General features: G+C 59.8%; 17 protein-coding genes and 1 tRNA gene. 7 read left to right on the top strand and 11 right to left on the bottom strand.

The features are described 5' to 3' along the window. The first annotated feature begins 8 nt into the window (after positions 1-8). The 5 genes from TRL7639_RS06335 to TRL7639_RS06315 all read left to right on the top strand — a co-directional run bounded on the left by TRL7639_RS06335 (position 9) and on the right by TRL7639_RS06315 (position 6,005). Complete coding sequence (locus TRL7639_RS06335; protein ID WP_085794904.1) at positions 9-1,598, top strand: ABC transporter substrate-binding protein; 1,590 nt, start codon at positions 9-11, stop codon at positions 1,596-1,598. A gap of 12 nt (positions 1,599-1,610) precedes the next feature. Next, positions 1,611-2,567: an ABC transporter permease gene (locus tag TRL7639_RS06330; RefSeq protein ID WP_085794903.1), complete on the top strand. Its 957-nt coding sequence runs from the start codon at positions 1,611-1,613 to the stop codon at positions 2,565-2,567. After that, positions 2,567-3,382: an ABC transporter permease gene (locus TRL7639_RS06325; protein WP_085794902.1), complete on the top strand. Its 816-nt coding sequence runs from the start codon at positions 2,567-2,569 to the stop codon at positions 3,380-3,382. The genes TRL7639_RS06330 and TRL7639_RS06325 overlap by 1 nt, the downstream gene beginning before the upstream one ends. Next, positions 3,379-5,016, top strand: a complete 1,638-nt coding sequence (locus TRL7639_RS06320) for an ABC transporter ATP-binding protein (RefSeq protein WP_085794901.1) — start codon at positions 3,379-3,381, stop codon at positions 5,014-5,016. Before TRL7639_RS06325 ends, TRL7639_RS06320 begins: the two co-directional genes overlap by 4 nt. Before the next feature lie 152 nt (positions 5,017-5,168). Continuing rightward, positions 5,169-6,005, top strand: a complete 837-nt coding sequence (locus tag TRL7639_RS06315; RefSeq protein ID WP_085794900.1) for an alkaline phosphatase family protein — start codon at positions 5,169-5,171, stop codon at positions 6,003-6,005. Positions 6,006-6,041: 36 nt separating this feature from the next. Here the strand turns inward: TRL7639_RS06315 and TRL7639_RS06310 are convergent, their stop codons facing one another. Then, on the bottom strand, positions 6,042-7,034 hold the full coding sequence (locus tag TRL7639_RS06310; protein ID WP_085794899.1) for a helix-turn-helix domain-containing protein: 993 nt from the start codon (positions 7,032-7,034) through the stop codon (positions 6,042-6,044). Between the two features lie 134 nt (positions 7,035-7,168). Between TRL7639_RS06310 and TRL7639_RS06305 the strand changes: the two genes are divergently transcribed. Then, a complete protein-coding gene (locus TRL7639_RS06305; protein ID WP_085794898.1) occupies positions 7,169-8,023 on the top strand; it encodes an alpha/beta fold hydrolase in 855 nt (284 codons plus the stop codon). 42 nt (positions 8,024-8,065) lie between these two features. Here TRL7639_RS06305 and TRL7639_RS06300 read toward each other — a convergent pair whose 3' ends face one another. The 3 genes from TRL7639_RS06300 to TRL7639_RS06290 all read right to left on the bottom strand — a co-directional run bounded on the left by TRL7639_RS06300 (position 8,066) and on the right by TRL7639_RS06290 (position 12,922). Further along, entirely contained in the window at positions 8,066-9,949 is a 1,884-nt protein-coding gene (locus TRL7639_RS06300; protein WP_085794897.1) for an amidohydrolase, read from the bottom strand. A gap of 148 nt (positions 9,950-10,097) precedes the next feature. Then, complete coding sequence (locus TRL7639_RS06295; RefSeq protein ID WP_085794896.1) at positions 10,098-11,021, bottom strand: alpha/beta hydrolase; 924 nt, start codon at positions 11,019-11,021, stop codon at positions 10,098-10,100. 11 nt (positions 11,022-11,032) lie between these two features. Then, positions 11,033-12,922, bottom strand: coding sequence for an acyl-CoA synthetase (locus TRL7639_RS06290; protein WP_085794895.1), 1,890 nt, complete (start codon positions 12,920-12,922; stop codon positions 11,033-11,035). Positions 12,923-13,163: 241 nt separating this feature from the next. On the opposite strand from TRL7639_RS06290, the gene TRL7639_RS06285 reads away from it, so the two are divergent. After that, positions 13,164-13,607, top strand: a complete 444-nt coding sequence (locus tag TRL7639_RS06285) for a contact-dependent growth inhibition system immunity protein (RefSeq protein WP_133057620.1) — start codon at positions 13,164-13,166, stop codon at positions 13,605-13,607. A 74-nt stretch (positions 13,608-13,681) separates the two neighbouring features. On the opposite strand, the gene lysM is transcribed toward TRL7639_RS06285, so the two are convergent. The 7 genes from lysM to TRL7639_RS06250 form a co-directional block, all read right to left on the bottom strand. After that, complete coding sequence (gene lysM, locus TRL7639_RS06280) at positions 13,682-14,110, bottom strand: peptidoglycan-binding protein LysM (RefSeq protein WP_085794893.1); 429 nt, start codon at positions 14,108-14,110, stop codon at positions 13,682-13,684. Between the two features lie 71 nt (positions 14,111-14,181). Beyond that, positions 14,182-15,999, bottom strand: a complete 1,818-nt coding sequence (locus tag TRL7639_RS06275; protein ID WP_085794892.1) for an ABC transporter transmembrane domain-containing protein — start codon at positions 15,997-15,999, stop codon at positions 14,182-14,184. A gap of 214 nt (positions 16,000-16,213) precedes the next feature. Next, positions 16,214-16,287 (bottom strand) — tRNA-Gly (locus tag TRL7639_RS06270). Positions 16,288-16,419: 132 nt separating this feature from the next. Further along, a complete protein-coding gene (locus TRL7639_RS06265) occupies positions 16,420-17,268 on the bottom strand; it encodes a fumarylacetoacetate hydrolase family protein (RefSeq protein ID WP_085794891.1) in 849 nt (282 codons plus the stop codon). Positions 17,269-17,412: 144 nt separating this feature from the next. Continuing rightward, the gene (locus TRL7639_RS06260; RefSeq protein WP_085794890.1) at positions 17,413-18,261 is read right to left on the bottom strand and encodes an MBL fold metallo-hydrolase; all 849 of its coding nucleotides are present in this window, start codon (positions 18,259-18,261) and stop codon (positions 17,413-17,415) included. Beyond that, positions 18,258-19,700 carry a sulfatase-like hydrolase/transferase gene (locus TRL7639_RS06255; RefSeq protein WP_085794889.1) on the bottom strand — a complete coding sequence of 481 codons (1,443 nt, stop codon included), beginning with the start codon at positions 19,698-19,700 and terminating at the stop codon, positions 18,258-18,260. The genes TRL7639_RS06260 and TRL7639_RS06255 overlap by 4 nt, the downstream gene beginning before the upstream one ends. Further along, on the bottom strand, positions 19,697-20,179 hold the full coding sequence (locus TRL7639_RS06250; RefSeq protein WP_165759765.1) for a MarR family winged helix-turn-helix transcriptional regulator: 483 nt from the start codon (positions 20,177-20,179) through the stop codon (positions 19,697-19,699). Before TRL7639_RS06250 ends, TRL7639_RS06255 begins: the two co-directional genes overlap by 4 nt. Positions 20,180-20,263 lie beyond the last annotated feature (84 nt).

Genomic DNA, 20,263 nt, shown 5'->3' with positions numbered 1-20,263 from the left:
AGTAACTAATGAAAGATCAACTCGACTTTATGGCTCAGAACGTGACGGCCGGGAAAATGACCCGCCGCGAGTTCATGGGCAAAGCTGCTGCACTGGGCGTTTCTGCTGCTGTTGCCAGCTCGATGTTTGCCGACGCCGCCAAGGCGGCTAGCCCGGTTAAGGGCGGTGTCCTGAAAATGGGCGTTCAGGGCGGCGAATCCACCAACTCGCAAGACCCCGCTTTGTGGGCATCGGACGTTCCGATCGCGGGCGGCCGCAACTGGGCCGAAACCCTGGTCGAGGTTGGCCCCGACGGCAGCCTCGAAGGTCTGGTCGCAGAAAGCTGGGAAGGCTCGGCAGACGCAAAAACCTGGCGCTTCAAGATCCGCAAGGGCATCGAGTTCTCGAACGGTAAGTCGGTAACCGCCGAAGACGTGATGCGCACTATGGAACGTCACACCAACGAAGATTCGCAGTCGGGTGCCCTGGGCATCGTCAAAGGCATCGAGTCGATGCGTGCAGACGGCGACGTCTTCGAACTGACCCTGGGCGTTGGCAATGCCGACATGCCTTACCTGATCGGCGACTATCACCTGGCAATCCAGCCGGGCGGCGGTTTCGACAACCCGACCGAAGCGGTTTCTACCGGCCCTTACACGCTGGAAAGCGATGAGCCCGGCGTGCGCATGACCTTCAAGCGCAACCCCAACTACTGGGGCGGAGACGCTGTCGCGCACTATGACGGTGTTGAAGTCATCACCCTGAACGACGCAACCGCGCGGACCGCCGCGCTGCAGTCGGGTCAGGTCGACATCATCAACCGCGTTGAGCCCAAGATCGCTCAGCTGCTCGATCGCGCACCGAACCTGGCAGTTCGAAACGTGTCGGGTCGTGGCCACTATGTGTTCATCATGCACGTGGACACCGCGCCGTTCGACGTGAATGAGCTGCGTCTGGCGCTGAAATACGCCGTGAACCGCGAAGAGATGGTCGAAAAGATCCTGCGCGGCTATGGCGGTGTTGGCAACGACATGCCGATCAACGCGGCCTACCCGCTGTTTGATGACACCATCCCGCAGCGTGCGCACGACCTGGCAAAAGCCAAAGAGCACTATGAGAAGTCGGGCCACGACGGTTCGCCCATCATCCTGCGTACCGCAGACGGCGCCTTCCCGGGTGCTGTGGACGCGGCCGCTCTGTTCCAGCAGTCGGCCCAAGCGGCAGGCATCCCGCTGGAAATCAAGCGTGAGCCCAACGATGGTTACTGGTCGGAAGTCTGGAACAAGCAGCCGTTCTGCTGCTCGTACTGGGGTGGTCGTCCGGTGCAGGACCAGATGTATTCGACAGCTTACCTGTCGAGCGCAGACTGGAACGACACCCGTTGGAAGGTCCCGGCCTTTGACGAGATGCTCCTGTCGGCACGTGCCGAGCTGGATGAAGCCAAGCGCAAAGAAACCTACTCGCAAATGGGTCAGATGCTGCGCAACGAAGGGGGCCTGATCCTGCCCATGTTCAATGACTTCATCGACGCCGTTTCGAATTCGGTCCAAGGCTATGAGCCCGACCCGAACGGCCCGGTCATGAACTGGTACGCGTCCAAGAAGACCTGGAAAGCCTAAGGTCCAGAACGGATGCATCCGATTGTGAAACTGGTCGCTCAACGCTTAGCGTTGGGCGCCCTCCTTCTCCTCGCCGCTTCGGCCTTGATCTTTGGATTGACCGAAGCCCTTCCCGGAGATGCAGCGCAAGCCATCCTGGGACAAGCCGCAACCGCTGAATCCCTTGCCAACCTGCGCGAGGAGATGGGTCTGAACCGACCCGCACTGACCCGCTATTTCGAATGGCTGGGTGGAATTCTGACCGGCGACATGGGTGTCGCCCTGACCAACAAACTGGATATCGCAACCAGTGTGGCGTCTCGTATGGCGAACACGCTGTTCCTGGCCTTCTGGGCTGCGTTGATTTCGGTACCGCTGGCCATTCTGCTGGGCCTGATCGCCGTACGCTATCAGAACCGCTGGCCGGACAAGATGATTTCGGGTGTCACGCTGGCCTCGATCTCGCTGCCTGAGTTCATGATTGCCTATATCCTGATCTTCTTCTTCGCCGTGAAACTGTTCTGGGCCCCGTCGTTTGCGAATATCTCGTCGTCGATGAGCCTGCTGGAGCAATTGCACGCGATTGCCCTGCCCGTGGCTGTTCTGGTGCTGGTGGTTCTGGCGCATATGATGCGCATGACCCGTGCCGCGATCCTAAACGTGATGCAGTCGGCCTATATCGAAACGGCGGAACTCAAGGGTTTGACCGGCTTCCAGGTTATCGCGCGTCACGCCTTCCCGAACGCCATCGCGCCGATCGTCAACGTTGTGATGATCAACATGGCCTATCTGGTTGTGGGCGTCGTCGTGGTCGAGGTGGTGTTCGCCTATCCCGGCATGGGACAGTATCTGGTGGACGCAGTGGTGAAACGGGATGTGCCGGTTGTGCTGGCCTGCGGTGTAATCTTTGCCGCGGTCTATATCCTGCTCAACATTTTTGCCGACGTCGTCTCCATTCTCACCAACCCAAGGCTGAGGCATCCAAAATGATGAAGAATATCCCTCTCTCAGCCCTGATCGGATTGGTGATCACGGCAACCTATTTCATCGCCGCCGCCCTGGCCCCTGTCATTGCCCCCTATGGCATGGCCGAGGTTGTGGGCGACGTTTGGGAACCCTCGTCAGCGGAGCACCTGCTGGGCACCGACCAGATTGGTCGCGACCTGCTGAGCCGCATGATCTATGGCGGGCGCACGACAATCTGGATCGCGACCCTGGCCACGATCCTGAGCTTTGTGACCGGCTCGTCCTTGGGCTTCTTTGCGGCCGTGATGGGCGGTTGGGTCGACATGGCGCTGTCGCGTCTGGTTGACCTGTTCATGTCGATCCCGTCGCTGATCCTGGCGCTGGTTATCCTGTCGTCGATCGAGGCCACTGTTGTGACCCTGATCGTGCTCATGGGCCTGCTCGACTCAACCCGTGTCTATCGTCTGGCCCGCGCGGTCGCCGTAGACATCTCGGTCATGGACTATGTCGAAGCCGCGCGTCTGCGGGGTGAAAAGCTCAAGTGGATCATCTTTCGGGAAATCCTGCCGAACGCCCTGTCGCCGCTGGTGGCGGAACTGGGTCTGCGGTTCATCTTCATGGTTCTGTTCATCTCGACCCTGTCGTTCCTGGGTGTTGGCGTTCAGCCGCCGCTCGCAGACTGGGGTGGCATCGTGAAAGAGAACAAGGAAGGCATCAACTTTGGCATCGGTGCGGCGCTCTATCCCGCCGTGGCAATCGCCACACTGGCGATCTCGGTCAACCTGATTGCTGACTGGGTTCTGAACCGGACCACATCCCTGAAAGGAGGCCGCGGATGAGCGACACTCTGCTGAAAGTACGCGGTCTCAAGATCGGTGCGACGGTCTATCCGCCGGGCGAAAAGCCTCATGACATCGACATCGTGCACGGGGTCGATTTCGACCTCGAGCGCGGCAAGGTGCTGGGTCTGATCGGGGAATCCGGGGCTGGTAAATCCACCATCGGCCTGGCCTCGATGGCTTATGGCCGGGGCGGTGTGAAGATCACCGGAGGCGAGGTCTGGGTCAATGGCCGGGACATCCTGAAATCCGGCATCCGGGACATCCGCAACCTGCGCGGCGCCGAGGTGACCTATGTGTCGCAATCGGCGGCGGCCTCGTTCAACCCGGCGAAAAAGATCATGGATCAGGTGGTCGAGGCGGCGGTTGAACAGAAAAAGTTCTCTCGCAAGGACGCCGAAGCCCGCGCCCGGACCCTGTTTGCCAAACTGGGTCTGCCCGATCCCGACAACATCGGCGAGCGGTATCCGCACCAGGTATCAGGTGGTCAGTTGCAACGTTGCATGACCGCTCTGGCGCTTTGCCCCGAACCCGATCTGGTGGTGTTTGACGAGCCGACAACGGCTCTGGACGTGACCACGCAGATCGACGTTCTGATGGCGATCAAAGAGGCCATCGCAGACACCGGTGTTGCCGCGCTCTACATCACTCACGACCTGGCGGTTGTGGCGCAGGTGAGTGACGACATCATGGTTCTGCGGATGGGCAACACCATCGAATACGGGGACACCGATCAGATCATCAATCGCCCGCAGGATGAGTATACGCAGGCGCTGGTGTCGGTCCGCTCTATCGAGCACGAGGAGAAGCCGCCGACCCCGGAACCGGTGCTGAGCGTGCGTAACATCACCGCGCGCTACAAGGGCACCAACTTTGACGTTTTGCACAACGTCAACGTCGAACTGCACCCCGGTCAGACCTTGGCTGTGGTGGGTGAATCCGGGTCAGGCAAATCGACACTTGCCCGCGTCATCACCGGCCTGTTGCCACCGCGCGATGGTCAGATCGACTTTGCCGGGCGCACGCTTAGCAATGATCTGGCAGGGCGCTCGCTGGAAGATCTGCGCGAATTGCAGATGATCTATCAAATGGCGGACACGGCGATGAACCCGCGTCAAACTGTCGGCACCATCATCGGACGTCCGCTGGAGTTCTATTTCGGCCTGCGGGGCGATGAAAAGCGCAAGCGGCTCATCGAACTGCTGGACGAGATCGAACTGGGCGAAAAATTCATGGATCGCTATCCGGCGGAACTGTCTGGTGGTCAGAAACAGCGTGTCTGTATCGCGCGTTCGCTGGCGGCCAAGCCCAAGATGATCATCTGTGACGAGGTGACATCGGCGCTCGATCCGCTGGTGGCGGACGGCATTCTCAAGCTGCTGCTGGATCTGCAGAAGATCGAGAATGTGGCCTATCTGTTCATCACCCACGATCTGGCGACGGTCCGCGCGATCAGCGACAGAATCGCGGTGATGTATCAGGGCCGCGTGGCGCGCTATGGGTCGAAGTCCGAAGTGCTCAGCCCGCCGTTCGACGACTACACCGACCTCCTGCTCAGCTCGGTCCCCGAGATGCGTCTGGGTTGGCTGGAAGAGGTGGTCGCCAACCGCAAGATGGAGAGTGCCGGAAACTAACGGTTTCACGACACTTCGATGAAGATTTGAAATCCCGGCGTTTTGCATCTTGGCAGGCGTCGGGATTTTACTATTGGGGGCGTGAATTGACCTGCACGGCCCGCCCTGCCCCTTATGGTCGATAAAACCCGTGACGCGAAAAGGAGATCGCGATGGACCGGAAAGTTCTTTTGATCATTCTAGACGGTGTGCCCTGGCGCAACTTTCGCCGCTTGTTTGGCAACCTCGAAGGGTGGGTCGACAGCGGCGACGCCCGTGTGTGGAAACTGCGCGCAGTGCTGCCGTCGATCTCGGCCAGCTGCTATGCCTCGATCCACACGGGCGTTGCCCCGGCAGAACATGGCTGCACCGGCAACGGCAACGTGTTCCGGCTGACCCACAAGGACATATTCAGCCAGGTGCGCGAAGGCGGCGGTGTGACTGGTGCAGTGACCCACAGCTTTTGGTCGCAGTTCTTCAACCGCCACCCGTTCGATTATGTCCGCGACATCGAATATGACGAGCCCGAGAGCAAGACGATCAACCATGGCCGGTTTCATTCGATGACAGGCTATGGTCACGACAACCAGATGACCCCGTCGGATGTGGATCTGTTCGGTACGCTCACCAATCTGGCCCTGCGGTTCGGACTGGATTATGGCATCCTGCACACCTGCACGCTCGACAGCATGGGGCACCGGTTCTTTCACGACTGCCAGCAGATGGACCACGCCTGTTTCGTCATGGACGAGATGCTGGCCCCTTTCATCCCGCGTTGGCGTCAGCTGGGCTATGACGTGATCGTCACCGCTGACCACGGTCAAGACGAGCGTGGCCATCACGGCGGACGTGGGCCGCTGCAACAGGAAACCGCGCTTTATTACTTTGGCGACGCCGAAGGCCCGACCGAAGACTATGTGATCGACCAACTGCAACTCGCCCCCACCATCCTGTCGCTGATGGGCGCGCCTGTGGCGGACACGATGAAGGCAGACCCCTTCCTCAAGTAAGTCAGGACGGGGGGCTCAATGCCCCCCCTTTCAAATCTACGTTCGCGTCTGCGACGGCACCTCTCCGAAATGACTGCGATAGTGCTGGGTGAACTGGCTCCAGTTCCAGAACCCATAGCGCGCGGCGATATCCCCAATGCTTTCGCCTTGCGCGTCTGGTTCCAACAAAGCCCGCCGCACCAGATGCAGCCGTATGATCCGGTGATAGGTTAACGGTCCAGCCGAGACATGGGACGTGAACGCCTGCTGCAACGAACGGCGCTTGATGCCGGTTTGATCTGTCAGCGCGTCAAGATCATGTAGCCGCTCCCAATCCATCAGAATGGCATCGCGGCACGCCATGTAGCGATCATAGGACTGGCGAGCAGTCCCCTCTCCCAAATCAGATGCTGCACTCAGGTCAATGGACAGTTTGGCCAACAGCCCTGCCAGCAGGGCGTGGCCAAGGCTGGCGGCCTCCGCCTCGGAACACTCTGCCCGATTGCAGCCTTCGATGGCTTGCACGACATCCTCGCGTATGCGGCGGGCAAGTTGTGAATTGCGCAAGATCTGCACACGGGGCCCTTCGTGCAGCAGTGCCGCCAACAACCGAGACCAAGAGGTGAAGGCGCGCAGAGCACTGTCCTGTACTGTGATCGCCAGGATCGCGCCATTCACCGGGCTGAGCAAATGCAGATCGCTGCCGGGCGGGATGAACAGGATATCGTCCGGTGACAGTCCTTCGCCGTTGGCCAGAAAGCTCTGTCCGCCTTGGATTGCCACGCCAATTGACAGAGCTGTCGAGTGTCCCGACACCTTCTGCTCCAAAGCCTGATTGCAATGTTCGATGTGAATGGCCACGTCGCGCCCCAAGTTGCAGGACAAAAATCGCCCCTCAAAGGCGCCGGGCGTCAGCTGCACATAGGACTGGTCATGCCCCACCAACCGCAGCGCCTGCTCGTCAAAATCGCTATAGTGCGCATCCCAAATCAAACCTGGGTTCGCGCTGAGCAGGTACCCCGGCATGCAGGTATTTGTTAACGCGACCATTTTCGTTCCTCACCTATTCGCCAAATCCTGCGCTGCCCGGATAACGCGCAAGGCGTCAGCGGGCTTATCATGGATGAATGTAGCACCAGACCCGGTGCCAAAATCAACACCAGAGCGTTTCGGGAGGACAAACCATGCTCAAGACCCTCGCCTTTGCCGCCATGACGGCGGCCCTCGGCACAGTCCAGATCGCAACCGCCGAAGAGGCATGGAAATCCATTCCCGCAGCTGCGGCGATGCCTGAGCCCAGCAACAGCGGCACCGCATCCGTAAACGGGATTGAGATGTATCATGCGGTCTATGGGGACGCCGGGGGTACACCGATCCTGATGATCCACGGCGGATTGGCCCATGCAAATATCTGGGCTGCTCAAGTGGCTGATTTATCGCAGGACTATCGCGTCATTGTTGCAGACACCCGGGGTCACGGGCGGTCGACCAATGATGGCAGCGCCTATTCCATCAGCCTGCTGGCGCAAGACTATCTGGCGCTGCTGGATGAGCTGGACGTCGACAAGGTGCATCTGGTCGGCTGGTCGGACGGGGCCAACATCGGATATGAGATCTCCAAGACCGCGCCGAACCGTTTGGCCAGCCACTTTGCCCATGCAGGCAATGTTACACTGGCAGGCGTGGATCCGTCGGTTGAAACCAACGCAGTCTTTGGCTCTTATGTCGGTATGATGGCGGGTGACTATGCCAAGCTGTCACCCACCCCCGACGGGTTCGAAGGTTTCGTGGCGGGCGTGTCGCAGATGTGGTTCGCCGACAAATCGGACGGTTTGGAAACGATCAAGGCGATCACGGTGCCCACCCTGGTTGTCCAAAGCGAACATGATGAGGCGATCCTGCACGAACACTCGGCCGCCATCGCCGAAAACATCCCCGGTGCCAAATTGCTGGTGCTGGAAGGTACCAGCCACTTCTCGATGTTCCAGAAGCCCGAAGCCTATTCAGCCGCCGTTCGAGAATGGCTGGCCTCTCAGTAATGGCCTGATAGTCGTCGCTTCGACAGCGCCGGGTTTGGCTGATCAAATATGCGCATGAACTGCAGCTAAGGCGTGGTTCAGCGCTCTTTGGGCAAAATCGACGTCCTGTGCACCTGTGTCCAACTTGGTCTCGTCAAAGCTCGGATCCCCGATCTGCTGAACCCGGCCCTCCATAACGGTGCCCCAGACAGCGATGTCCTTGATTGCCATCGGGTCTACGGTCAGGGGGTTGGCCTTGAGTATGGTGAAATTCGCCAGCTTTCCGGGCTCGATGCTCCCTCGTTCATGCTCCAGGCGATGGGAATAGGCCGCGTTCAGCGTCACGCCACGCAGGGCCTCTTGGGCCGAAACCTTTTGGTTTGCCCCCGCAACGCGCCCTGAACTGGTCACTCGGTTGACCGCGCACCACATCAGGAACAGCGGATCGCCCGGTGCCATGGGCATATCCGAATGCAAGGACCAAGACACACCATTTGCATCCAAATCGCCAAGCCGCACCATCTGATCGGCGCGCTCGGGTCCCAACCCCGTTTCACTGTAACGGTCCGCCAGGGCCGAGACGTAATAGGGGTTGGCACTGACAATTGCGCCCAGTTCCCGAATCCGGGCCACCTGATCCGCTCCGCTAACCGCAAAATGCACGATAACAGTGCGATGATCCTCGCGCGGGCTTCGGTTCAGGTTCTCTTCAAGCGCATCCAACACCCGGTCAAGACCCGCATCCCCGTTGGCGTGGACATGCAGCTGATAGCCTGCATCCCAATAGACCCGGAACGCGCGTCCGAAAGCGGACTTGTCCATCATCCATTCACCGTGATAATCGCCGATCGCCGGATCACGGAGCTGGATCGCCAGAGAATAAATCGCGCCGTCGGAAAACAGCTTTACGCTGCCTTTGGACATGCTGGTCATGCCGCCGTACCAGTCCACCAAAGCCTTGGTTTCAATGATCACCGCAGCATCATCTTCATGCGCCGCAATCAGGCTCTTGCCATCGGGCATGAAAGTCCAGCGGAAGGGCATCGACGGGGCCGACATCACCGCGTTAACCGCATCCTGCACCGGCTTTGCCAGAATGCCACCGGGTTCATTGCCGAAAGTCACGCCCTTGGCATGCATGTAGTCGCGCATGGTTAGTAGCCCGGTGCGGAACTTGTCCGGATCGGCAACCATCGGGGCGATATTTGGCAGGATCGCGAACAGCCCTTGTTCCCAGAAATGTCCGTCCTCGAAGCTGGATTGCGCCATCTCTGATGCAGACCATCCCTCTATCAGCTCTTGGGTGATGCCCGCCTTGGTCATTGCGGCAGAGTTCAGGACAAATTCGTGACACGACCGGGCCCAGGCAAAGATCGGGCGCTTGGTGCTGATCTTGTCCAGATCAGCGCGGGTCAAAGGGCCATAAAACGCCGCATGATACCCCCAGGTGAGCAGAGGTTCTTGAGCATCATCCATTGCGGCTTCGGCCGCAGCAAGGCGGGTCATGAAGTCGTCCTTGTCCTTCACGGCCCGCGCCTTGCCGTGTGGCAGATCCCAGTCTTCGATGGACAAGATCTGCGACGACATCGTCAGACCTGCCAAAATCGGGTGATCATGCTGTGCGATGAAACCCGGGACGATGACGTGGTCTTGGAACCGGTCGTCCAGATCATGCGGCTGATCCCCGACGGCGGCCTGAACTTCGGCGAGCGTTCCAGTTGCCAGAATCCGATCACCCGCAACAGCGACGGCTTGCGCGGTTGGCTGATCGTCGGCCATCGTGACGATCTCGGCTGCGGTGTAGATGGTAACCACCGGTCGAGCCAACATTGCGCCGCCGACCTCTGAAAGGGAGGTCGCTTGCGCCAGGGACTGCCCCGCAAGGGCCATCGCCGTTGATCCCGAGAAGGCCATTTTCAGAAAATGTCTTTTGCTGCATGTAGACATGTTACCTCACACGTAAAATGAACATCGCTTTCAATCAAAAAAACGGCGACCACGAAAACCCGGTGGTGGCCGAATCATGTATAAATCCGTGCCGCAGATCCGCACGATGTTTAGACCTGAGGGACCCAACTTGCCCAACTGGATCGGGTCAGTCGTAGGCCCAGATCCCTTGCCCCAAGGCCTCGATCGCGATCGAGATACGCTCAAAGCTGTCTCGTGCGTGGCCTACAGTGGTGCGGGCGCGCAGGTAGCCGTGGATCAGGCCGTCTTCGTTGATCCAATGGGCTTTGACACCTGCCTCTTGCAGGCGGTCGCGGTAATCGCGACCATCGTCGCGCAGGGGGTCACAGTCAGCGGTAAAGACCACGGTGGGCGGCAGGCCCGAGAAATCAGTGTCGTGCAGAGGCGCGTAGGTCGGATCGCCCACCGGTTCATCGCCGTGAAAGCGCACCGTCTGATAGAACTTGATCTCGTCCAATGTCAGCAACGGCGCCTTGTCGTGCTCAAGGTACGAGCCCTTGGTCATATCACCGCCCAGACCCGGATAGATCAGCACCTGCCCCAGAACGTTGTCCAGGCGACCGCGCGAATGATGCGCCACGCAAGCCGCCAGGTTGCCCCCGGCGCTGTCACCGGCCAGGATCAGCGGATCACCAAACTCTGACGCCGCCCATTGGGTCGCAGCCCAGCTGTCGTCAAACTGCACAGGGTGCCGGAACTCGGGACACAGGCGATAATCCACCGCAACAACACGATAGCCGGTCTGGGCGCAAATCTCGGCACAGACATCATCGTGGCTTTCAAGGCCCCCAACAACAAACCCACCGCCGTGGTAGTAAACCACGGTGCGGGTGGGTTGGCCTGCCGTATACACGCGCACAGGGATGCCATTGGCCTGAACATCCGTCGCCTCGACCCCATCAGGATATCCCTGATGAAAGACACGGCACATGTCGTCATAAACCTGTCGCTGTCCTTCGATGGACAGCTCGACCGCGTCCTCGGGGTAGCTTTCGATGGTCTGGGCGATGAACGCCCAGGTCTCTTCGTCGATCAGACTGTTGTAGTCCATTTGCCCTCCGCTCAGGCCGCCCACTCCCATGGCCGGGTGTGACCACCCAGTACCTTGGCGACATCGTCGTCCGAGCTGCCGTTTGCGTCAAGCTGCGCGACAAGGCCGCGTTTCTTGTCATCGATGACCGAGACCACACGGGCCGCCAGACCAGCCTCTTCCAATGCCCCGTTATACACGCGGGTGATGGCGTTCTTGCGCAGATCGGGTTTGAACACCTTGCCCACTGCGGTTTTGGGCAGTTCGTCCAGGATGGTCATGTGCTTGGGCTGCGCGGCGCGTTCGTGCACGTGCACCTTGCAGTACTCCATCAGTTCCTCGGGCGTGACCGAGGCTCCTTCGACCAGTTCGACAAAGGCACAAGGCACTTCGCCTGCGTGCTCGTCCGGCTGACCGATAGCACCGGCGAAGGCCACCGCTTCGTGTCCCAACAGGGCCTCTTCGATCTCGGCCGGGTCAATGTTGTGACCGCCGCGGATGATCAGGTCCTTGGCGCGTCCCGTGATCCACAGATAGCCGTCGCCATCCACGCGGCCCAGATCACCGGTGCGCAGGTATTTGTCGAAATGATAGAGATCTGCGTTCTTTTCCGCCTCGGTATAGGTGTTGCCCGCATAGATACCGGGGTTCGAGATGCAAATTTCGCCAATCTCGTCTACGCCAGCCTCGATGGGGCCATCGGGCGTGTTGTTCAGGATCTTGACGTCCGTGTAAGGGAAAGTGATCCCGATCGAACCGATTTTCTTTTCGCCGTCGATGGGGTTGCACGACACCAGGCAGGTTGCCTCGGTCAAACCATACCCTTCGATGATCTTGATGTTGGTGGCTTCTTCAAAGCGGCGGAACAATTCTACCGGCAGCGGAGCCGACCCAGAGAAAGCGGTCTTCACGGTCGAAATATCGGCATCCACCGGGCGCTGCATCTTGGCCGAGATGGCGGTGGGAACGGTGATGATGAACGTCACCTTCCAACGTTCGATCAGCTTCCAGAAGTTGTCGAACACGCCATCGCCGCGATAGCCCTGCGGCGTGGGGAAGACCACATGCGCACCGGACGCCACGGCCGCCATCACGATCACATGGCAGGCAAAGACGTGGAATAGGGGCAGCGGACACATGATCACGTCCTGCTCGGTGTATAGCAGTTCGGACGTCAGCCACGAGTTGTAGATCAAACCGGAATACTTGTGCTGCGCGACCTTGGGCATGCCGGTGGTGCCACCGGTGTGGAAATAGCAGGCGACGCGGTCCTCGGTGCTATCGGCAAAGGCCAACTTCTTGGGCTGTTTGTTCAGCTCTTTGTTGAAGTTCTTGTAATCCGCATGTGCGACCTTTTCCTTGTTCTCAATCTTGGGCCGGATAAGCGGAACAATCCAAGACTTTGGCGGCGTCAGATAACGGTTCAGGTCCACCTCGAGCACAGTGTTCACACCTGGAGCGTGGCGCACCGCCTCGGCCACCTTTTGCGCCACATCCGTCTTGGGAAACGGCTTGAGCGTGACAACTACCTTGGCGTTTGTCTCGCGCAGGATCGAGGCGATCTGCTCGGGCTCCAAAAGCGGGTTGATCGGGTTCACGATCCCCGCGATGGCACCGCCCAGGAAGGTCAGCAGTGTCTCGTTACAGTTGGGCAGGATATAGGCAACCACATCGTTTTCACCCACGCCGAGCGAGCGGAACAGGTTCGCAGCCTGGTTGGTCTTGTCCAGCAATTGCTGCCAGGTCAGCGTCTCGGCCTTGTCGGTGGGGCCCGAGAGCAATTGATAGCTCATGGCGTTTCGGGACGGAAACTTGCCAGCCGTGCGCGACAGCAGTTGATGCAGGGTGACGGGGACGTCCCGCTCTTCCCAGCTCATTTCATTTTCGATGCGCGCGCGATCAGCGACGGTTGCAAAAGTCATCCGGTATCCTCCCAACGTCTGCCCGTTCCCCGGGCAAGGCGATTTCTTTAAGCCCAAGATGCGACCTCTCCCGCTCTTGTGCAAGCAAGCGCATAGCCCCAGATCGAAAAATCGGCATGAGTGACGTCGCGCCACCCGGGTTTTGACGCTACGGCGAATGGCGCGGAAAACCTCCTATAGAGCAACTTCGTAGCTGAAAACCATCAGTCAGGAGGCAAATGTCCTTCGCGGGCTGCCGGGCGTGGCCTATCTTATGAGCGGCGCTTGGCCGAGCGACGTGCGCCATGTCCTGTCCCCGGACGCCACAGCCGAAGAGCTGGGCATCGCAATTCTGGACGCACTGACGCACTGCCGGTTCATCCCGCCGGAACACCCCGATTTCGACAAGCTGTTCACCAAACGCAACGCCGCCGAACTGGTCGATGCCTATGATGCCGAGTTGATGCGCTTGGCCGGAGTAAAGACCAAGAAGAGCCTTTACCTCGGCTCAAAGGGCGTGGATGTGACCCGCCACACCGATTGGGGCGAAATCCGCATTCACGCCTGCTCGCGCCGCAAGGGGCGGTATTTCTGGAGCCGCAAGTCGGACGTCACAGGCAATGAGACCGTGCCCGTCACCGCAAGCGCGCTGGAATTGGGAGAGGCCTATCTGCGCGCCCTGGCGATGGGGGGATCGGTGTCCTGACCGTAAGCCCCGCGCGCAATAAACAAACCGCCGCGACGGGAGCCGGGCGGTTTGTGCAGGGTTTTCGGGTGGTGTTACGCCTGCGGGATGCGCAGCATCTGACCCGGATAGATCTTGTCGGGGTGGCTAAGCATTGGTTTGTTGGCCTCAAATATCTCTTGATACTTGGCGCCGTGGCCCAGGGTCTTCTCGGCAACCGCCCACAGGGTGTCGCCCTTTTCGACGGTGTGGAACACCGGCTCGGCGCCTTGCGATGCAACGTCTTCCTCAACCGCTGCCACGCCTTCGACGTTGCCGACGGCCAGGATCAGCTTTTCCTTGAGCTCGTCGCTGGCAGCGGCACCCGTCAGCTTGACGGTGTCACCCTCAACCGCGATGTCGACGCCAGATGCGTCCAGACCCAGGTCGGCGATCTCTTGCTCCAGCGCTTCTTTTGTCGGTTCGGCGTCATCGCCGCCAAAGATGGATTTGCCGCTGTCCTTGATGAAATTCCACAGGCCCATGTCACTACTCCGTTGCTACGTGTCAGGTTTGCAGCAGGGGTAGCAGCCTATCCAAACTCAAGCAGGGGGAATTATTCGGCCGCCAAACCATCAGTGAATTGCAGACGGGCCAAACGGGAATACAGGCCATCGCTGGCCACCAACTCATCATGGGTGCCCTGATCGACGATCTGACCGTTTTCCATCACCACGATGCGGTCCGCCTTTTTCACCGTCGCCAGGCGGTGCGCCACGATCAGCGTCGTGCGCCCCTCGCTCAGCTCGTCCACCGCCTGTTGAACGGCGCGTTCGCTTTCCGCATCCAGCGCCGAGGTCGCCTCGTCCAGAAGCAGTACCGGCGCGTCCCGCAGGATGGCGCGGGCGATGGCGATGCGCTGTTTCTGACCGCCCGAAAGCATCACTCCGCGTTCGCCGACAAAGCTGTCATAGCCATCCGGCAGCGCCGAGATGAAGTCATGCGCTGCCGCCGCGCGCGCGGCCTGCTCGACCTCGGCATCGGTGGCGCCGGGGCGACCAAAGCGGATGTTCTCGCGGGCCGAGGCGGCAAAGATCACCGGGTCCTGGGGCACCATGGCGATGGCGCGACGAAAGCTGTCGCGACGCATGTCGGTCAAGGCGACGCCGTCCAGGGTGATCTGCCCCTGATCAGGGTCATAGAACCGCTGGATCATCTGGATCACGGTGGTCTTGCCCGCCCCAGATGGGCCAACAAAGGCCACGGTTTCTCCTGGCTTCACCGTCAAGGACATGCTGTCCAACGCCAGCGTTTCGGGCCGTGCGGGATAGCGGAAGGTGACGTCGTTGAACTGAATCTCACCCGTCACAGGGTCCGGCACAGCAACGGGGCCTTCGGGATCCAGAACCGTGTCTTGGGCGTTGAGCAATTCGACCAGCCGTTCCGTGGCACCAGCGGCACGCTGCAACTCGCTCCAGATCTCGGACAGGGCGGCGACAGAGCCTGCCATGATGATGGAATAGATCACGAACTGGATCAGAGTACCTTCGGTCATCTCTCCCTGGCGGACGTCATTGGCGCCCATCCACAAGACGCCCACGATGCCGGTGAAAACCAGGAAAATCACGATCACGGTCAGAACCGCACGTGTCTGGATTCGCTTTTTCGAGACGATATAAGACGTCTCGGTCATATCCGCGAACCGCTCGCGGCTGGCGTTTTCGTTGGTAAAAGACTGGACCGTCTGCACCGCGCCAAGCGCCTCGCCCGCGTTGCCGGACGAGGCCGCGATCCAGTCCTGGTTCTCGCGGCTGATCACCCGCAACCTGCGCCCCAGCACCAGGATCGGCACCACCACGGCAGGCACGATCAACAGCACCATGCCCGTCAGCTTGGCCGAGGTCAGCAGCATCAGCACCATACCACCCGCAAAGAGCAGCATGTTGCGCAGCGCAATCGAAACAGACGAGCCCAGAACCGATTGGATCAGCGTCGTGTCGGTGGTGATCCGGCTGAGCACCTCGCCGGTCATGATCTTTTCATAGAACTCGGGGCTCATCCCGATCACGCGGTCAAAGACGGCGATCCGGATGTCGGCCACCACACGTTCACCCAACCGGGTTACCAGCGCATAGCGCACACCGGTCCCCACCGCCAGAACGGCGGCAATGCCCATGGCGGCCATGAAATAAAGGTTCAGAACATCTGAATCCCCGATCCGGAAGTTGTCGACCACACGGCGCACTGCCAGCGGCAGGGTCAGCGACATGGCCGCCGTCAGAACCAGAGCAATCGTGGCCCCGAGCATCAGTGCTTTGTACGGCAACATGAATGGCCACAACGCGCGCAGAACGCCGATCTTCTTGGAACGTTCGCGCTCCTCGCTGCCTCCGGGGGCGGCGGTTGTGGTCTGTTGCGCTGGTCGTCTTGCCATGGTGGGCCTTTGGTTCTGAGTGATACCCTGACCTGGCCCCCTGGGCCAAGCGTCGTTCCGTTTCATGGCGGGCAGAGACGGAAGGGTCAAGCAGTCAACACTTGCCAGATCGCCCACGGGACCCTTTGCCGCGTCCCGAGGTAAATACGACCATAGGCCGTTCATGCCCGAATTTCATCGGGTTACGGGCAACAATGCTGAGCTGGGGTATTCTTGGAGCGGGTAGCGGGAATCGAACCCGCACCTTAAGCTTGGAAGGCTCTTATGATACCATTTCACCATACCCGCCAAGAATTTTTGCTTGGTAAAACAGCCGGTCTGGGACGTCAATAGCGATCCGAACAGAACCTGCTATTGCCACGCAAAAACTCGAACAGGGAATTGATGTCGCTCGAAAAAATTCAGAGCAGCACAATGACCCTAGTCATCGGCGCGCACCACTTGGCATTGCTGGCCCAAACCGTCGATGCCCAATTCCATCACGTCACCCGCTTTCAGATAGATCGGTTGAGGCTTGATGCCCATCCCCACGCCCGGCGGCGTGCCCGTCGAAATGACGTCACCAGGATGCAATGTGAAAAGCTGGCTCAGGTGAGAGATGATCTGCGCCACGGAAAAGATCATGGTGCTGGTGTTTCCGGTCTGCATCCGCTGGCCGTTGACGTCCAGATACATCGACAGGGCCTGCGGTTCCGGCACCTCGTCGCGCGTGACCAGCCAGGGGCCTGTCGGGCCAAAGGTGTCGCAGGATTTGCCCTTGGTCCACTGCCCCGTCAGATGCATCTGAAAATCGCGCTCCGAGACATCATTGGCGATACAGTACCCCGCCACATGGCTCAGCGCGTCCGCTTCGCTGACGTATTTGGCCCTGGTCCCGATCACGACGCCCAATTCGATCTCCCAATCGGTCTTGGTCGATCCGCGCGGCATCACCACATCATCATTCGGGCCGGAAATGGCCGAATTGGCCTTCATGAACAGGATTGGGTGTTCAGGGATGGGCAATCCGGCTTCGGCCGCGTGATCCGAATAGTTCAGACCGATGCACAAGTATTTGCCGACAGAGCCGACACAGGGGCCAAGGCGCGGATTGCCCTCGACGACAGGCAGGCTGTCCGGGTCAATGGCGCGCAGCTGCTCCAGCCCCGCATCCGACAAGGCCGCGCCCGAGATATCGGCCACATAGCCCGACAGATCGCGCAAGGTACCATCTGAGGCCAGCAGCCCCGGCTTTTCGGCGCCGACCTCTCCAAACCGCAACAGTTTCATGATTGTGCTCCCCTCATCCCTTCTTTGGCATGACGGCATAATCACTGCTAAAGCCCCGAGGTCAATCACATGCCCAAGGCACAAGAAACAGGGACCGACCGCGCGCCGAGGGGAGAGAGAGGCGCGCAGGCGATCCCAAGTCGATCAGATCTCGTAAACGTCCAGATCTTCGACAATCGTTGCCGGGCCTGCAAAGTGCTCTTTCAACTCTGCCTTGGCGCTGATGTGCCCCTCTTCGCTGTCCATGTGGATGCGGAAATGGGTGATCAGCAGTTCCTTGACGCCTGCAGACTGGGCCATCTTGGCGATATGTTCTGGCGTGGGCGAAAACTCGGCAATTGCGGGGTGGATGTCATCGGTGGACAGGCGATAGCACCAGTGGATCAACAGGTCGGCATCCGCCGTCAGTTCGGTCAAAGCATCACAAATGCCTGCATCACCGGAATAGACGAACTTCTTGCCGCCGGCCTCAACCGAAAAGGCCATGCAATCAAACGCCGGTTGGGCATGTGGCACTTCACAGCTTTTCAGCTCCCACCCGTTGCCTTGATACGCAAAGCCAGGCTTGATCTCGGTCACGTCCGGAGCGGGCCAGGCGCGTGGCAGGGTGCCGCCGCGTGCGACCCAGACCTGCTGACTGGGGGCCAGTTCTGTTCGGGCGTACAGATCGGGCGACAACACACCATCACGGCCAAAGTAGCCTTCGGTCATGCGCGCAATCGGGCTGGGCCCCCAGACCTTGAGCGGCGGCGCGCCTTCGTCCCAGGCGGCATGCACAAGGCGGGCGTAATCCATCATGTGGTCGGTGTGCAGATGGGTGAAAAACAGATGCGTGATGTCACTTGGCACGCGGCCAGACCGCACAAGGTTGTCGAACACGCCGCCACCGCAATCAAACAGGATCTTGTCGTCGCCGATTTCCAGCAGATAACCGGTGGAGGCACGGCGGGCATAAGCTTCGGGAGAGCCCGAGCCGAGAATGGTCAGTTTCATTTTGTGTTTTCCATCGCAGGGGGCGGTGTCGCACCAGGCGCACCAAGTTTCAGGGCCGCCTCGCGGCCGCCGTATTTGGCGATCAAGGCCGCCTGATCGTCGAAAGCTTGTTGATCGACCGCATCCGGGTCGCAGATCTCGCGCAACGCTGCCTCCATCCGGGCCAGCGTGTCGGCGTGAGCGGGGTCATTGGCCAGGTTGCGGGTCTCTTCCGGGTCGGTGTTCAGATCGAACAGCTCGGGCGCGAAACCGACGTAGTGGTGATATTTCCACTGCCCGATCCGCAGCATGAAGGCCCCCGACACCGCACCGGCCGCATGGTATTCCGAGAACACTGGGCGCTCCGGCTCCGGCTCGTCCGAGGCGATTTCATAGAGCGAACGCACCCCGTCCGAAGCCTTGAGCGGCGCGTCAAAGTGATCCGCGATGGTGGCCGAGACATCCAGCAAACTGACAGGCGTTTCGCAGGTCCCCTGCCCCACACCCGGACCGGTCACGATCATCGGGACAGCGGCGCTTTCCTGGTACAGGTTGGATTTCCCCCAAAGCCCGCGCGCACCAACGTTGTCGCCGTGATCCGAGGTATAGATAACCGTGGTGTCGGCACCAAAGCCCGCCTGCTCAAGACCCACCATGATCTGACCAACGTTGTGGTCCAGCCAACTGCACAGCCCATAGTAAGACGCGATTGCGGCCGTCCGCTCCTCTTCGTTCTTGAACTTGGCCTCGCTGTCCATAAAGGCGTTCTGCTTTTCGACCCAAGGATGACGCGTGTATCCGTCGCGCGGGTTAAGCTTTGGCTCGGGCAGTTGGTCGTGCGGGTAAAGGTCATAGAATTCCTGCGGCACCACCAATGGGAAATGCGGCGCAACCAGCCCGACATAAAGGCACCATGGCCGCGTGTCGTCGCTCGCGGCGCGGTCCTTCAACCATTCCACTGTACGCGTTGTTACGGCTGCATCGTAGTCTGTGTATTTGCTGTTGCCCGGTCCGATGTAATCGCCCAGCATCCGGCCTTTGCCCATGATCCGTTCGTCTTCCTTGCGGATCGAGGCCCAAACCATGCCAACGCCCCCGGCCACCATCATCGGGATATGCTCAGTGTCGAAACCGGCCGGGTCCTCTTCGGCGCGATAATGCAGCTTGCCGATGCTGTCGACCGGAACGCCCTTGTCCTGCAACGCATGCCCCCAGCCTGGGATCGAACCGTCGTACGGCATGGCATTGTCCCACAGTCGCGTCTCATGCGCATAGCGCCCCGTGGCAAAGCTGGCGCGCGCAGGCACGCAGATCGGCGACGGCGTATAGGCATTGGTGAACCGCGTCCCACGCGCCGCCAGAGCGTCCAGATGTGGCGTTTGTGCAATCGGATGCCCTGCACAGCCCATGGCGCGCGCCTGATGCTCGTCCGACATGATGACCAACAGATTGCCTGTCATGACGTGCTTTCGCCTTCGACCTGCCCAATCGCCATCTCCAGCTTGTCCATTGCTGTGAACATCGCCTGCCGTTCGGTTGCGGTCAGGCTGCCTAAGAGCACATTCTGACGCGAGCGCATGGCGGGGCGCGCTTTCTGGAACAAGGCAAATCCCTTGTCGGTGAAATCCAACGTGTGGCTGCGCTGGTCTGATTCGCTGCCTTCGACCGCGATCAACCCGTCTTTCAACATGCCTTTGACGGTGCGGCTTACCTGTCCCTTATCAAAGTCCGTGCGCTTGACGATCTGCGCCGGTGTGATCTTGCCGTGGTTCTCGATCATCACGAAAATCCGCCACTGCGACAGCGATATTCCCGATGATTCCTTAAGGATTCTAGCAGCTTGAGCGTTGAGCTTTGCGTGTATCCGGCTCAGGCGAAATGTCACCATCTGCTGCAATGGAATGTCGAATTCGGTGTCCGTGACCTGATCCGCTGACATGCGAAGTCTCCTTTTTCTCATCTTCACCGTGGCATCCTTTGGTTGATCCGTCAACTTTTTTGTTGACCCGTCAACCATTCTCGG

Source organism: Falsiruegeria litorea R37, assembly GCF_900172225.1.
Classification (GTDB): Bacteria; Pseudomonadota; Alphaproteobacteria; order Rhodobacterales; family Rhodobacteraceae; genus Falsiruegeria; species Falsiruegeria litorea.
This window is presented reverse-complemented; position numbering and strand designations above follow the sequence as displayed.